The sequence below is a fragment of the Gracilimonas sp. genome (assembly GCF_014762685.1).
In the GTDB taxonomy this organism is placed as follows: Bacteria; Bacteroidota; Rhodothermia; order Balneolales; family Balneolaceae; genus Gracilimonas.
Map to the genome: position 1 here is coordinate 1 of NZ_JABURM010000008.1, position 13,820 is coordinate 13,820.

The 13,820-nt window shown below is 44.6% G+C and carries 12 protein-coding genes; 8 read left to right on the forward strand and 4 right to left on the reverse strand.

Features of this window, described 5'->3' with window-relative positions; genetic code table 11:
- Window positions 1–509: 509 nt before the first annotated feature.
- On the reverse strand, window positions 510–1,682 hold the full coding sequence (locus tag HUJ22_RS13740) for an acyl-CoA dehydrogenase family protein (protein WP_290878268.1): 1,173 nt from the start codon (window positions 1,680–1,682) through the stop codon (window positions 510–512).
- Window positions 1,683–2,600: 918 nt separating this feature from the next.
- Window positions 2,601–4,610, reverse strand: coding sequence for a peptidylprolyl isomerase (locus tag HUJ22_RS13745; protein ID WP_290878269.1), 2,010 nt, complete (start codon window positions 4,608–4,610; stop codon window positions 2,601–2,603).
- An 80-nt stretch (window positions 4,611–4,690) separates the two neighbouring features.
- Between HUJ22_RS13745 and lexA the strand changes: the two genes are divergently transcribed.
- Entirely contained in the window at window positions 4,691–5,347 is a 657-nt protein-coding gene (gene lexA, locus HUJ22_RS13750) for a transcriptional repressor LexA (RefSeq protein ID WP_290878270.1), read from the forward strand.
- Window positions 5,348–5,861: 514 nt separating this feature from the next.
- On the opposite strand, the gene HUJ22_RS13755 is transcribed toward lexA, so the two are convergent.
- Window positions 5,862–6,098 (reverse strand): hypothetical protein, encoded by a 237-nt coding sequence (locus HUJ22_RS13755; protein ID WP_290878271.1) that lies wholly within the window; start codon window positions 6,096–6,098, stop codon window positions 5,862–5,864.
- Window positions 6,099–6,237: 139 nt separating this feature from the next.
- On the opposite strand from HUJ22_RS13755, the gene rplU reads away from it, so the two are divergent.
- The 4 genes from rplU (at window position 6,238) to HUJ22_RS13775 (ending at window position 9,615) form a co-directional block, all read left to right on the forward strand.
- Window positions 6,238–6,771, forward strand: a complete 534-nt coding sequence (gene rplU, locus HUJ22_RS13760) for a 50S ribosomal protein L21 (protein ID WP_290878272.1) — start codon at window positions 6,238–6,240, stop codon at window positions 6,769–6,771.
- A gap of 27 nt (window positions 6,772–6,798) precedes the next feature.
- On the forward strand, window positions 6,799–7,056 hold the full coding sequence (rpmA, locus tag HUJ22_RS13765) for a 50S ribosomal protein L27 (protein ID WP_290878273.1): 258 nt from the start codon (window positions 6,799–6,801) through the stop codon (window positions 7,054–7,056).
- 69 nt (window positions 7,057–7,125) lie between these two features.
- Complete coding sequence (locus HUJ22_RS13770) at window positions 7,126–7,779, forward strand: fumarylacetoacetate hydrolase family protein (protein WP_290878274.1); 654 nt, start codon at window positions 7,126–7,128, stop codon at window positions 7,777–7,779.
- A 60-nt stretch (window positions 7,780–7,839) separates the two neighbouring features.
- Entirely contained in the window at window positions 7,840–9,615 is a 1,776-nt protein-coding gene (locus HUJ22_RS13775; protein WP_290878275.1) for a M23 family metallopeptidase, read from the forward strand.
- A 7-nt stretch (window positions 9,616–9,622) separates the two neighbouring features.
- Here HUJ22_RS13775 and HUJ22_RS13780 read toward each other — a convergent pair whose 3' ends face one another.
- Window positions 9,623–10,000, reverse strand: coding sequence for a RidA family protein (locus HUJ22_RS13780; RefSeq protein ID WP_290878276.1), 378 nt, complete (start codon window positions 9,998–10,000; stop codon window positions 9,623–9,625).
- 138 nt (window positions 10,001–10,138) lie between these two features.
- Between HUJ22_RS13780 and HUJ22_RS13785 the strand changes: the two genes are divergently transcribed.
- Genes HUJ22_RS13785 through HUJ22_RS13795 form a run of 3 tightly spaced genes read left to right on the forward strand, consistent with a single transcriptional unit; the run spans window position 10,139 to window position 13,812 of the window.
- Window positions 10,139–11,455 (forward strand): tetratricopeptide repeat protein, encoded by a 1,317-nt coding sequence (locus tag HUJ22_RS13785; RefSeq protein WP_290878277.1) that lies wholly within the window; start codon window positions 10,139–10,141, stop codon window positions 11,453–11,455.
- A 27-nt stretch (window positions 11,456–11,482) separates the two neighbouring features.
- Complete coding sequence (locus HUJ22_RS13790; RefSeq protein ID WP_290878278.1) at window positions 11,483–12,673, forward strand: tetratricopeptide repeat protein; 1,191 nt, start codon at window positions 11,483–11,485, stop codon at window positions 12,671–12,673.
- Window positions 12,674–12,675: 2 nt separating this feature from the next.
- Window positions 12,676–13,812 carry a cystathionine gamma-synthase gene (locus HUJ22_RS13795; protein ID WP_290878279.1) on the forward strand — a complete coding sequence of 379 codons (1,137 nt, stop codon included), beginning with the start codon at window positions 12,676–12,678 and terminating at the stop codon, window positions 13,810–13,812.
- Window positions 13,813–13,820 lie beyond the last annotated feature (8 nt).

Below are 13,820 nucleotides of genomic sequence, written 5' to 3' on the forward strand. Positions count from 1 at the left end.
AGGCTGTGGTGAGGACAATCCATGTGGTGGGAGATCCCGGTTCGGCACCTCCGCTCCGCTGCGGTTTGACCGGGATGACGGGTTTTTTCTACTCTACACCCTACCCAAGGGCTGTCATCCCGCACGAAGTGAACACGGAGATGCGGGATCTCCTTGACGCAACATCGCTCTGGCCACGGGCATCCACCTCATCCTTGTTCTATTCCTTATCATCCAAAAGAGTAAAAATTAGTCCGTCGTCCCAATGAAATGCGATGGGCGATGTGCGATGGACCGAACGGCGAAGGAATGGCAAGGACATAAACAAGCCAAGGTCTTCAGACCTGCATGACTAAGCCAACCAGGTCATTTCAAACAACCGGGACCCGTATCAGGGAGATTGCCGCGTTGTTGAAACTCCCAAACCCGCATTCCACCTCCCGGGCTCCTCACAATGACGAAATAAAAAAGCCTGCAGTTTTACAGCCGCAGGCTTTGGGTCTCCAACAACAAGATTTTGGTCAATTCAATTATACAAGACCTTTTTTAAGCTCGCGTGCAATAATCAATCGCTGCACTTCAGAGGTTCCCTCGCCGATGGTCATCAGCTTGGAATCTCTGAGGAAACGTTCTACATGGTATTCTTTGGTATATCCGTACCCGCCGTGAATTTGGATGGCATCCAGCGCAGCACGAACCGAGAGTTCGGAGGCAAAAAGCTTGGCCATGGAAGCTTCGGTGGTATAACGTTTACCATTGTCTTTGAGCCAGGCCGCTCTTAATACCAGCAGCCGGGCGGCATCAATTTCAGTAGCCATATCCACCATCTTCCCTTCTATATACTGGAAATTTCCGATGGCAGAGCCAAATTGTTTTCTCTCCATGGAATACTTCAGCGATTCTTCCAGGGCACCGCGTGCAATCCCGACGGATAATGCGGCAATCCCTACACGTCCGCCGTCCAATACTTTCATGGTATCCACAAATCCCTGTCCTTCTTCACCTAATAAATTTTCTGCGGGTACCTCCACATTCTCAAAAACAACTTCGGTGGTATCCGATGAATTCATTCCAAGCTTGTGCATCCCCGGTCCCGGTTTTACTCCGTCCCACTCCCGCTCTACGATAAATGCAGAAATACCTTTCGTTCCTTCATTTGGATCGGTTTTGGCAAGAACCACATAGGTATCACCTACAGAACCCTGGGTGATAAAAATCTTGGTGCCGTTAAGGATGTATTTATCTCCTTTCTTTATCGCTGTTGTCTTCATTCCCGAAGCATCACTGCCTGAACCGGGTTCCGTTAAACACCAGGCTGCCAATTTTTTTCCGGAAGTAAGTTCCGGCATATACTTCAGTTTCTGTTCGTGATTTCCTGCCAGGGCAATGTGTCCGGTTCCCAGGGAAGTATGGGAAGCCACCGTCAGCGCCAGGGAAGCATCCCACCGGGCTATTTCTTCCAGCACCAGACAAAAGCTGACCACATCAAAGCCGCCACCGCCATATTGTTCTTCATGATATATTCCCAGCATCCCCAATTCACCCAGTTCTTTTACAATTTCATGGGGAAATTCTTTGCTGTTATCTCTCTCCATCACCGTTGGGGCAACATTGCGCTCTACAAATTCCTTAACGCTGTCGCGAATCATTTTTTGATCATCGGTAAGCTCAAATGACATCTCTCGGTCTAAAACAGTGTCCATATTATTGTAATACTTTCTATCTAATTATATTTGCTTGTTGGAAACGCTTCCAAGATAACGGTTTGTTTGTTTAATATCGTTCAGGAAGGTGTAAAAATTGTCCAAACTGTTAAATTAGTTTCAAGGGGCAAGGTCCAAGTGTTTGGGATTTGGTATTTCAAACAACCGGGTGCTCGTTTCAAGGAGATTGCCGCGTCGTTGGACTTCCCAAACCTGCATTCCATCTCACAGGCTCCTCGCAATGACCGGTCTTTTTTGGAATTTTTTTCACCCGTCATCGCGAGGCATCCGTTAAATCCTGTCCATCCTGAAAATCCCGGTTCAGAGTGATGGATGCGCCACCAGCTCATGGGTAAAATATCATTCGTAAAAAAACCACTTAGCCCTTGCCACCACCGACCCTCCTCTTTATCTCCTCCCGGGAGGAGAAACTCTGTGGAAATTTCCGGGGAATTTCCACCTCAGAATCCATTTAAGGAGAAACTTGAAAACACGGGGAAAGAAGTAAACAACGGTTGAGAAGGTGGGTAAGCAGGAACCGTGCAAGTGTTTACCGGGCCTGCGATCTTCGTGTTTTCTTGATCTTTTGGTTCGTTTTGGATGACAGGAGCCTTTTAATACACACATAGCCATCCGCCGGTTGGCGGACGGGCATTGCCTTTCAGGCAACAGTACACCATGACCGGCACGGGCATCCACCACGACAGTGGCGCCTGATCAGCAAACACCGACCATGTCATCCTGAGGAGTGAGCGGAGCGAACAACGAAGGATCTCCATGACATGTCCGGGTGATCGCTTCAGGGAGATTGCTTCGTCGACCAACCTCCCAACCCTGCATTCCACCTCCCGGGCTCCTCGCAATGACCGGGCCTTTTGGAATTTGGTCATTGCAACTTGATCCTTGGAATTTACCCCCCTATTCTTCTCTTTGCTGCCAGTATGCCTTGGTAACTTTATCGCCTTCCAGGATTCGGTCCACCACCTCCATTCCCTCCGTTACTTCACCCACGATGGTATAGTCTCCATTCAGATGGGGTTTCCACTGGTGCATAATAAAATATTGGCTTCCTTCGGTATCCGTACCCGCGCTGGCTATCCCTACCATGCCTCGCTTATAATCTTTTTCGGAGCCCTCCGTCGGCACCACATATCCGGGACCGCCCGTGCCAAGGCCGGACTCCACATCCCCGCCCTGAATTACAAAGTTTGGCACCACCCGGTGAAAGGCTACTCCATCGTAAGCGCCGGCTTGAGTCAGGCTGTCCATTCCGGCAATGGTTGCCGGGGCAATCAATACATTCATTGCAATTTTAATGGTTCCTTTTTCTGTTTCGAGCACCCAAATCGGTTCGTATTCCAGTTCCGCAAGCCGTTGCCAGTTTGGGGTACGGAACGTTTGAGGTTTCCCTTCTTCATCCGGAATCTCCCAGCCCTGCCCGTGAAGCGCACTATTAAGGGCTGCATTCCCTTTCTGCACTAATGCATCAATAACAGGGGCGGCGCGATCTTCAAAATGCTCTTTCAACAAACTTCCATACGCCTGAAAAACCTCTACATCTTCCGGCAGCCGGTAATCAGACAAAAGTTCTTCAAGCCGTTCAAAATCATTTTCCTCAACCAGACCTGAAGCGGTTAAAAAATTGAGAGTGGTATAGGTGATACTCCGGTCTTTCTGCTCCAGAAGTTCAAACACCAGGGTCCTGATTCTTGTTCTGAACGAGGTGCTTTTACGGGCCTCACTCAAATTCGTCCACCATCCGGACAACGCCTGCACAGCAAATGTACCTTCCATCCTGTTTTCACTCACCGCATATTCTTCCAGCGTCTCCAAATACTCTTCAGCGGCCAATCCCTTTTGATAGATATTCAATTTCTTAATCAATAAGTATTCGCTTTCCTCAGCAAGGGTGTCCGCTAAACTCAGATATCCCGATACCTCGCTCAAAGCCAAAATACCTGATAGCCGAACCGATGCTTCTTTCTCTTCATTCTCCACCACTTCCGAAATTATGACCTCATCAAAAGCAGCAACTTTTCCGGGATGATTTTTGATCTGGCTGAGTGCCACCTCATTTACTGCGGGATTGGAATGATTTAGCAGCCGGCGATATAAATTCTCCAGTTTCTCACTCCAATTCAACTTTCCGGTATGCTGAGCCAGTTCAATGGCCAATTGCACATTCATTTGTGAGGCGTCCCCAATCGGCAGGCGCGCAAAGAACCATTCGGCATCGGTATTAAACAGAATCTTTGCCGCATATTGTTTTATTTCGGGCCTTTGTGTCCACTCATAAGTCTCCCAAAGCGTTTGACGCATATCATCGCCAGCCAGGGCTTGATTACTTCTATAGAGACCATAAAAATAGGCGCGGAATAATTCAGGATCATCAAGTATTGCAGCATACCGCAGTAGAACCTTTTGGTTCGATTCATTCAGTTCATGTTCAATGGATAACCGGCTAATAGCTAACGCTGTTTCGTATTCATAATCGGAATCCATGATGGTTTCAAAATTCTGTACCAAAAAATTTAATGAAGCCTGATTTCCCTGCCGCCCCAAAACCAAACTGATTCCATTTCGAAGAGAAGGGCGGATTTCCCATAAATCCTGCAGCCGGCTTAATTGCTCATCGGTAAGCTCCTGATGACTTAACGCCACCCAGGCTACCTCTGAATCAGCGTATTGCACCCTGGTTATAAATTCGTCCATACTTTCAACCGGGGTGCTTATCAACCCACGCCAGGCTTGATTTCGGATATATTCATTGGAATGATCCGTAAATGCTAACAATGAATCCGCATTTCTCTCAAAAACATAGGTGTACAACTCCGGGTAATCCTCAGTCAGCAGTTCCGAATAGGCACTTTCCCGGGCACAGGATATGATCATTAAAAACACCGTACACAGGGCTATCAGCCTGTACATGTTTTTTACACATTTACTATTGAACTTCATATATAAACTCCTTTTATTACACATATATTTTACATAAAATACAGATTACCATGGATAATGCACATTTAACGCGCAAACAGCACGAGTTTTTCAACTTCATTGTCGATTATAAAAAAGAACATGAAGTTTGGCCGACGTATAGAGAAATAGCCGATCATTTTGGGTATGCATCGCCCAACAGCGTCACCCAAAATATACAGGCGTTGCTTAAGAAAGGCTATCTGGTAAAACGGGATGATGAAGAATATGATTTACCGCCTGAAAAGAAAAGCTTACTGGGTGAGACGGAAGCTCAGGAAGGCATCCCGATTCGCGGATTGATTGCGGCCGGTTCTCTGCAGGAAGCCGTTGAAGCCAATTTGGGCAGTATTACCATGGATACCCTGTTCCCGGACCTGGATGATTTGTTTGCACTGCGGGTGACGGGATTCAGCATGAAAGATGTGGGCATCTATGACGGTGATTTTGTGCTGCTGATGGATACTGATGTAAAAAATGGAGATATCGGAGCAGTATTATATGACGGAGAAACCAGTCTTAAGAAAATTTACTGGGATGACAATGGTTTGCGTCTTGAGCCTGCCAATCCCGAGTATGACGATATTTTTATTGAGCCGGATGTATTTGAAGAGGTGCGCATCATTGGCAAATATATCGGCCATGTAAACCGTCAGGGCTTCCAGCGCGCGGTTCCAAAAGTGGCGTAGAGTGAATGGGCGGGAATAAGGGGCTACACACATATGACCCCGTTTGGGTCGGCTTGCCAACAGAATCCATGGAATCCTATCATCCGCCTAATCCGGGGTTCTCAGATGATGAGTCGGGGTAAATATTCCAAGCCGTATCAGGGAAATCCTTCACTCCGCATGCGCTTCGTTCAGGATGACAGCACATCATGACCGGCACGGGCATCTGCCACGACAGTGGCGCTTGGACACTTACCACCACCCCCGTCATCCTGAGGAGTGAGCGCAGTGCATACGCAGCGAACGACGAAGGATCTCCTTAAAGCGAGCAATGCACTTGCCAAAGACTCGAACCTTGTGTCCCTTTGGAGGGACAGGGTTTTAGCCGTTGTTGCACAGCCGGGTTCGTATCAGGGAGATTGCTTCGTCGTCCAACCTCCAGCCCTGCATTCCACCTCACAGCCTCCTCGCAATGACCGGGCTTATTTGGAATTTGGAGCTTGGAATTTTAAATAACGGGTATCAATCTATAAACCTAAGGAAGCGGAGAATTATCAGGCAGGTGTGAAGGAAGATCTTTATCATCTAAAATGGTTGTTTTCTTGTGGGGTACTTTCAGATCCCTGGCAATGGTAAGAAAACGGCCGTTGGCATCTTTGCGGGCCTCGTGAAGCTGCGAATCTTTAATCCATGCGCGGCCTCCGTCACGCTGCAATCGCTTGGTATTTTTATATTTGAATGCCTGTTCGTGCAGTGATGGTAATTTTTTCATGCTTCTAAGGTAATTTATTTTTCTCTAAAGTTAAGTGAACTTTCTGAATTAATCAGTTCAGATTTGCTTTGTTTTGTACGAAGTAAGCCTTATCTTTTCAAGCTCTGAATTAAATGCAAAAGAAAGAAATTAAACGATTATGTACGCTATAGTTGAAATCGGCGGACACCAATATAAAGTAGCAGAAAACGACGTGCTGTTTGTTGACAAGCAAAACGCCGACGGTGAAAAGCTTACATTTGATAAAGTGTTGCTGATAAAAGATGATAACGGAAATGTAAATGTTGGGACTCCGGTTGTTGAAGGAGCAGAAGTTTCCGCCACTATTTTGGATACTGTTAAAGCTGATAAAGTATTAGTGTTCAAGAAAAAACGTCGTAAAGGATATCAGAAGCTTAACGGCCACCGACAGGTAATGTCTCAAATTCAAATTGAGAGCATCTCCGCTTCCGGTGCCACTTCGTCCAAAAAGAAATCAAAATCATCCAAAAAAGATGAAGCTCCGGCTAAGAAGGCTGAAGCCAAGAAAGCAGCTCCTAAAAAAGAAAAAGAAGAGTCTGTTGATTTAAGTTCAATGACAGTTGCTGAGCTTAAAGAATTGGCAAAAGAAAGAGGCCTTACCGGTTACTCCAGCTTGAGAAAAGCTGAATTAATTGAAGCTTTAGAAAAATAAATTTTTCATTACTAAACCCTTATTGTTATGGCACATAAGAAAGGTCAAGGTTCTACCAGAAACGGTCGTGATTCCAACTCCAAAAGACTTGGCGTAAAAAAATTCGGCGGCGAATATGTTCGCGCCGGTGGTATTATTATTCGTCAGCGCGGCACTAAATTTCACCCCGGTGAAAACGTGAAACGCGGCGGAGACGATACACTATTTGCTACTGCTGACGGAACTGTAAATTTTGCAGTACGCTCAGGCGGCCGTAAGCACGTAAATGTAGATCCTGTAAACTGATCCACATATCTATGAAATTAAAAGCCCCGCACATAGTTTATGTGCGGGGCTTTTTTTATATCTTAGTGTATGCAAAATCCTGAAATCCCCGGCCTCGACCTACCCGTACGCAATATCTATTGTATCGGACGAAATTACGCTCAGCATGCAAAAGAAATGGGAAGCCCCATTCCTAAAATGCCCTTGGTATTTTTAAAACCCCTGGGTACCATTTGTTATAATAATGCGTCCATCTCACTTCCTGTACAAAGTAACGATATCCATTTCGAGGCTGAGATTGTTGTTGCCATTTCAAAATCAGGTAAAAATATCTCGCACGGCTCAGCCATGGATTATATTGCCGGATATGGAGTAGGAATTGATTTTACGGCTCGTGATATCCAGCAATTAGCCAAGAAACAAGGCCACCCATGGTCTGTTGCAAAAGGATTTGATGACTTTGCCCCAATCAGCGAGTTCCTCCCTCCTTCTGAAATTGAAGATCCGGATAATATGGATATCAAACTTTTTCAAAATGGCTTTGTAAAACAGCATGGAAATTCTTCTGAAATGATTTTCCCAATACCCAACTTAATTACTTTTCTTTCCCAGATTTATACTCTCCACCCCGGCGACCTCATTTTTACCGGCACCCCGGAAGGCGTGGGCCAGGTAAGTTCAGGAGATAAACTGGAAGTCCTCCTTAACAACGGGAAGCAATCTTTAACTGTGAATATCGGGTAAATTGTGCGGCTGTTATTAACTGTATTTTTATTTTTATCCATTCTGTTCTGCTCCCCTGTTGTGCATTCACAACATTACTTATGGCCGACCGACTCAGGACAATACCTGAGTTCTACTTTTGGAGAAACCCGGGAGGCCCATTTCCACGCCGGACTTGATATCAAGACCTGGGGACGGGAAGGTTATCGTGTTTTTGCTTCCAGGGATGGCGTTCTTTATCGGTTACTGGTAACCGAGCGGGGCTATGGAAAAGCCATTTACTTAAAACATCCTGATGGCACCTTCACCGTTTACGCTCATCTTCAGCGGTTTAATGACGAATTTCAGGCTTTGGCAGATTCCATTCGCTTAAAAGATTTTTCATTCGAGATGGACGCCCAGCTCGATACCCTCGGTATTTTCGTAGAACAGGGAGATGTGATTGGATACACCGGCTCCACCGGTATTGGCCCTCCCCACTTACATTTTGAGGTTCGGGATTCTTTGCAAAATCCGGTCAATGCCCTTACTACCAATCTAAGGGTCAAAGATGACATCCCTCCTGTTTTTTCTTCTTTAATTGTAGAACCGTTGTCAAAAAATAGCCGCATAGAACAACACCCCGTTTCCCACAATCGCCGCCCGGAGGTCAAAAACGGCATATATGATTTTGGCGAAGTTAAAGTATCCGGCAAGGCCGGGCTGGCTGTCAACGTCTACGATCAGGCAAATGATGTGTACAATGCATATGCCGTTCACACACTTGCTCTCATACATCAATCCGACACTTTATTTTACGAAGAGCTTAATTCATTCCCTTTTGATGAATCCGGTGAGATGTTTCTGGATAGAATTGCTCCTTTTGGGTCCACCCGCCGGGGACATCAGCGCCTATATGGTAAAGACGGAAACCAAAACCCGTTCTATCTCATCGACAAACCCGGGGCACGAATCCACGCATCAGACTCAACCCGGACCTATACCATTGTTGCCGCTGATTACTTTGGCAATACCTCCACGGCCCGGATAACAATCACACCCGACCCGGAGACGCCCTTTACTTTTAATCTGCCGTCCATATTGCCGGCTCTTGAAAACTGGTATTGGCATGAAGACTGGGTTTCCCCGGATCTCAACAATACATTCAGCTTGAACGAAGGTCTTGGTGGGTTTCACTGGAAAGAAACTCAGCAAATTTTTCTTCGGGGTTCACTGCCCCCCATAAATTTCGCCCGTATTTTCCCCGAATACGCTCAAAAAGTTCATACCCCGGACCGTCGTTTATCCGTTAAATTCAACGCGAATTCATTTTTTGACACACTGAGTGTGGCCGTTTCTTATGCACTCGATGATGAAATATTACTTTCCATTCAGCCACAAATGCTCGCTGTAAAGTCTGAATTCAGGATTGAGTTCTTCCTTGGGGATTATTTTGAGGAAGGAAACCGTTATCGCCTTTTTCGAGTATCCCCTTCTGATGGCGAATTATCTTACGTAGATTCTGAGCTCAGGGGTCAAACCGTACATGGCTATCCTTCAGAGCCGGGAAATTTTATCATTAAAGCGGATAATGAGCCCCCGCAAATGTCTGATTTCAAAGTATATAAAACCGATTATGGAAAGTGGCTGGCAACTGTTCATATTGAAGATGAACTTAGCGGAGTTAAAGCCTCTTCGGCTGAATTTATCATAAATGGCGAACAAGGAATTGCCGAGTATGATTATGAAGAAGAGTTACTCATCTATTATCATCCTCAATTCATGCCTGAAGAAGTAAATACTGTCATAATCAGCGTTGAAGATAAAGCCGGGAACCATACCTTATTCTCTGTAAAACATACAGTACCCGACTTTTGAAGTTTATTTATAAGTAGGCAATACAACTTATTTCTACCAGTACGTTCTTCGGCAAAGTTTTTACCGCTACCGTTTCCCGTGCCGGCGGATCGCTTTCAAAGCGTGCTCCATACACTTCATTAACGGCTCCGAAATCATCCATATCCGCTAAAAAGATGGTGCATTTTAGCACATTTGAGAAGCCAATACCCGCTTCTTTTAGAACAGCCTCTAAATTTTTCATCACCTGCCCGGCCTGTTCGGCGGCATTATTTCCTACTATTTCCATGGTTTCCGGATCTAATGGAATTTGGCCGGAACAATAAAGTGTGCCATTATGTGAGGTTGCTTGACTATATGGGCCTATTGCAGCCGGTGCTTTATCTGTTGAATGTATTTTTTTCATGTAAAAGTTCTATATGTTTAGTTTGATTTAGGAACCAAAAGCATATGTGCTAATAAATTGCAGAAAGCAACACATATGATTATTTTCGTGAACATATAAATTTGTTCTGACTACAACCAAATTCAATCTATACACAAAATGAAAAAGCTACTTAGTAATTTAATTCCCGTGCTCCTTTTCTTTGGGATACTTTCAGGGTGCGAAACTACTGACCCTGTTATTGATGAAGCCCAACTGAATATATATACTCAAAACTATGATAGCGCGCATGCCAGCCTTGATCGGTTTATCGAGCAGAACCCTAATAATGGCATCGGCTACTATTATAAAGCATTAGCTTACTCTCAGCAAGCTGCTAATATTCAGCCTCCAAGCGACAGAAAGCCCTATTACAGAGATTTCAGAGAGTCCATAGTTAAATCAAGAGATCTTTTTGAAGATGTTGAAGAGAAACCTGATGAAGCTGCAGAAGTTGATAATTTGATTCTAAATGCCTGGGGAAGGGAACATAATGCTTCTCTGGAATATGCAACCAATGACAGCGTAATGGCTTCCATGGAGGAACCGTTGAAAGTTGCGGTAGCTCACCTGGAAAATGCTATTATCGTAAATCCGGATAGTACACTTTCTTATGATGTGCTGTCTCAAATCCACTATATGGATGGCAATTTTGAAGCAGCTGCTGAGGTTTTAGCAGAGTCGATGGAGCTTAAAAACCCTCCCCCCGCTGAGGATTATGACCGTATTGCCGCTTTTTATGCTCAGACCGGTAAGAATGAAAAAGCCATTGATATGCTTCAAGAAGGATTGGAACTCTATCCTGACAGCGTAAGTCTTACCCAAAAGCTTGCTGACAATTATATGAACGTCGGAGAAAGAGGGCGCGCAATCGAAGTACTTGAAGAATTAATAGCCTCCGATCCCGACAACCCACAGTACCACCTTGTGTTAGGGACTATTATTCTAACTGAAACAGAAGGTTTTACTCAAAGAATCTCAGAAATATATGATGAGATTTATGATCTCAGAAGTGAGTTAAGAAATGCCAGCGGTAGCAAAGCAAATGATTTGGAAAACCAGATTGAAACTTTGGAAGAAGAAATTGACGAACGTTTGGCTCAAACCAATGAACTCAATGATCTTGCTGAAAAAGAACTGCTCAGGACTTTAGAATTAAGACCTGATGATGAAACTGCTTATAATGCATTGGGCGTTTTATATCAGAACCGTGCCGCCGTACTTTTTGGTCAACGTAACTATACTGATGACATTGACTTAGCTGATCAATACGATGCGGAAGCCAAAGCATTGCTTCAAAAAGCTATGGAAAACTATGAAAAAACAGTTGAACTCAATCCGGAAAACAAAGGTGCATGGCAGAGTCTGGCTAATATCTATATTACCCTCGACATGCAGGATAAGTACGAAGAAGCGATTGAAAAAGCAGGCAACTAATTGCCAAATGCACACAAATATATAAATATGAATGTATCAACCTTTACCCGGCTTGCAGGCTTACTACTTGTAGCCGGGTTTTTTTATTCTTGCGGTTCATCCGGGGCTAACCTTGATGAATTAATTGCAAACAATAATTATCAAAAAGCACTTACCGAAATAGACAGCCGGCTGGATGAGAATCCTTCACAACCTGCACTCTATATCCAACGCGGTGAGATAAATGCGGAATTGGCAAGAGAAACCGACCCTGAGCTAAGGGCGGAATTCTATACAAAAACAGCTGACGATTTTAACTCAGCCATAGAATATGATGCCAGTGAATCACAACTTTCAACCATCGACAGCCTGCGCCAGCAGTATTGGAAAGATGAGCATAACGCGGGACTGCGAATTTCAGAAAATGAAGCCGTGTCTGAAAGATACCAACGGTCTGAAATACATTTCCAAAATGCTCTAATTCTCAGGCCGGATGCCGTAAGCTCATATCGAAACCTTTCGGTTGCCCAGTTTAACCTTGGGGAAATTGATGAAGCCATCACGAGCCTGGAAACCGCCCTTGATTATGCTGATGAACCCTCAGCTGAACTCTACGAAAACCTTGGCTATTTATATCTTGAAAAAGGAAATCCTGCCGAAGCCGCACAATACTATGAGTTGGCTAATACAAATATGGAAGATGACCTGAATTTAGCTTTTGGGCTCATTAACGCATACATCTCAAATGGCAACAGCGCTGAGGCAGCAAACATGCTGGAAACACTTGTGGATGAAAACCCGCAAAATGCGAACCTGAGAAATGTTTACGGAACCCAGCTCTATGAGATTACATCCGATATATTGGAAGAGCTCAAAACGGCTTATTCCGATAACAACTCAGAATTGACCGAAGATTTACGTGCTGAAGCTGAAGAGATGGGGCAAGAAGCTGAAGAACATCTAATTGAGGCTTTTAAAAGAGATACATCAAATACAAAATACCTGGAAAGTTTAGCTGTTTTTTATAACAACCTGGCATCTCAATATCTTGCTTTAACAAAGGTATCATTCGAAAATGACCGGACTGCTCTTCGACAAAAAGCTTATACGCTAATCGATTTTGCCATTGAGTATTATGAGAAATTGATTGACATCGATCCCAATAACGATGAATATGGAGATAAACTCGAGGTACTGAAGAAATTAAAAGAACGTCAAACCGTCTCTGCGAATAATTAATTATGAAATTTAATACCAAGACTATTCATGCCGGCCAGAAGCCCGAAGAAACTTCCGGTGCGGTAATGCCCCCAATTTTTCAAACATCAACGTACGCACAGGAAGCCCCAAACCAGCACAAGGGCTATGATTATGCCCGTGTTGGCAATCCCACCAGAACGGCACTTGAAAAAATGATTGCAGGCCTGGAAGGCGCTGAAGAAGCGGCCTGTTTTTCCAGTGGCGTAGCTGCAATGGACGCCCTGATGAAGATGTTGCGTCCCGGTGACCACGTAGTTACCACTAACGATTTATATGGCGGATCCTACCGTCTTTTTACAAAAGTATTTGAACCGTACGGCATCAATTTTACTTTTGTGGACATGACTGATCTTGATAAAGTAAAAGAAGCTATCACTCCCAAAACCAGGTTGATGTGGATCGAAACCCCCACCAACCCTTTACTTCGGGTCGTTGATATTAAAGCACTGGTTGAGCTTGCAAAACCAAAAGATATTTTGACGGTTGTGGATAATACTTTTGCTTCACCTTACTTACAACGACCCTTAGAGTTTGGAGCGGATGCTGTTCTTCACTCCGCTACCAAATATTTAGCCGGACATTCAGACGTTATTCACGGCGCCGTGGCAAGTTCCAATAAAGAGATTATGGAGAATCTTCGGTTTCAGACAAAAACTTCCGGGGCTGTTCCCGGCCCAATGGATTGCTACCTTACTTTAAGAGGTATCAAAACGCTGAGTGTTCGTGTTCAGAGATCCGTAGATAATGCCAAACAAATAGCCGAATTTCTTGAAAACCATTCTGAAGTTGCTTCTGTCTTGTATCCGGGGCTTAGCTCACATCCTCAGCATGAATTGGCTAAAAAACAAATGGATGATTTTGGAGCAATGCTTTCCTTTACCCTCAAAAATGATTCTATCGAAGCAGCTGTTAAGTTTATGAGCAATACCAAGATTTTCACACTTGCAGAAAGCCTGGGTGGAGTGGAGTCACTCATCAGCCACCCGGCATCCATGACGCACGGCTCTATACCGAAAGACGTTCGGGAAAAAGCCGGATTGAAAGATTCTCTCATCAGAATTTCCGTGGGAATTGAAGATGCCGACGACCTGATTGACGACTTAAACCAGGCATTTTAACATATCAT

Excerpts from the sequence above, each read along its gene's own strand:
- HUJ22_RS13740 (WP_290878268.1), bottom strand. The coding sequence starts at position 1,682 with ATGGACACTGTTTTAGACCGAGAGATGTCATTTGAGCTTACCGATGAT.
- HUJ22_RS13745 (WP_290878269.1), bottom strand. The coding sequence starts at position 4,610 with ATGTACAGGCTGATAGCCCTGTGTACGGTGTTTTTAATGATCATATCC.
- lexA (WP_290878270.1), top strand. The coding sequence starts at position 4,691 with ATGGATAATGCACATTTAACGCGCAAACAGCACGAGTTTTTCAACTTC.
- HUJ22_RS13755 (WP_290878271.1), bottom strand. The coding sequence starts at position 6,098 with ATGAAAAAATTACCATCACTGCACGAACAGGCATTCAAATATAAAAAT.
- rplU (WP_290878272.1), top strand. The coding sequence starts at position 6,238 with ATGTACGCTATAGTTGAAATCGGCGGACACCAATATAAAGTAGCAGAA.
- rpmA (WP_290878273.1), top strand. The coding sequence starts at position 6,799 with ATGGCACATAAGAAAGGTCAAGGTTCTACCAGAAACGGTCGTGATTCC.
- HUJ22_RS13770 (WP_290878274.1), top strand. The coding sequence starts at position 7,126 with ATGCAAAATCCTGAAATCCCCGGCCTCGACCTACCCGTACGCAATATC.
- HUJ22_RS13780 (WP_290878276.1), bottom strand. The coding sequence starts at position 10,000 with ATGAAAAAAATACATTCAACAGATAAAGCACCGGCTGCAATAGGCCCA.
- HUJ22_RS13785 (WP_290878277.1), top strand. The coding sequence starts at position 10,139 with ATGAAAAAGCTACTTAGTAATTTAATTCCCGTGCTCCTTTTCTTTGGG.
- HUJ22_RS13790 (WP_290878278.1), top strand. The coding sequence starts at position 11,483 with ATGAATGTATCAACCTTTACCCGGCTTGCAGGCTTACTACTTGTAGCC.
- HUJ22_RS13795 (WP_290878279.1), top strand. The coding sequence starts at position 12,676 with ATGAAATTTAATACCAAGACTATTCATGCCGGCCAGAAGCCCGAAGAA.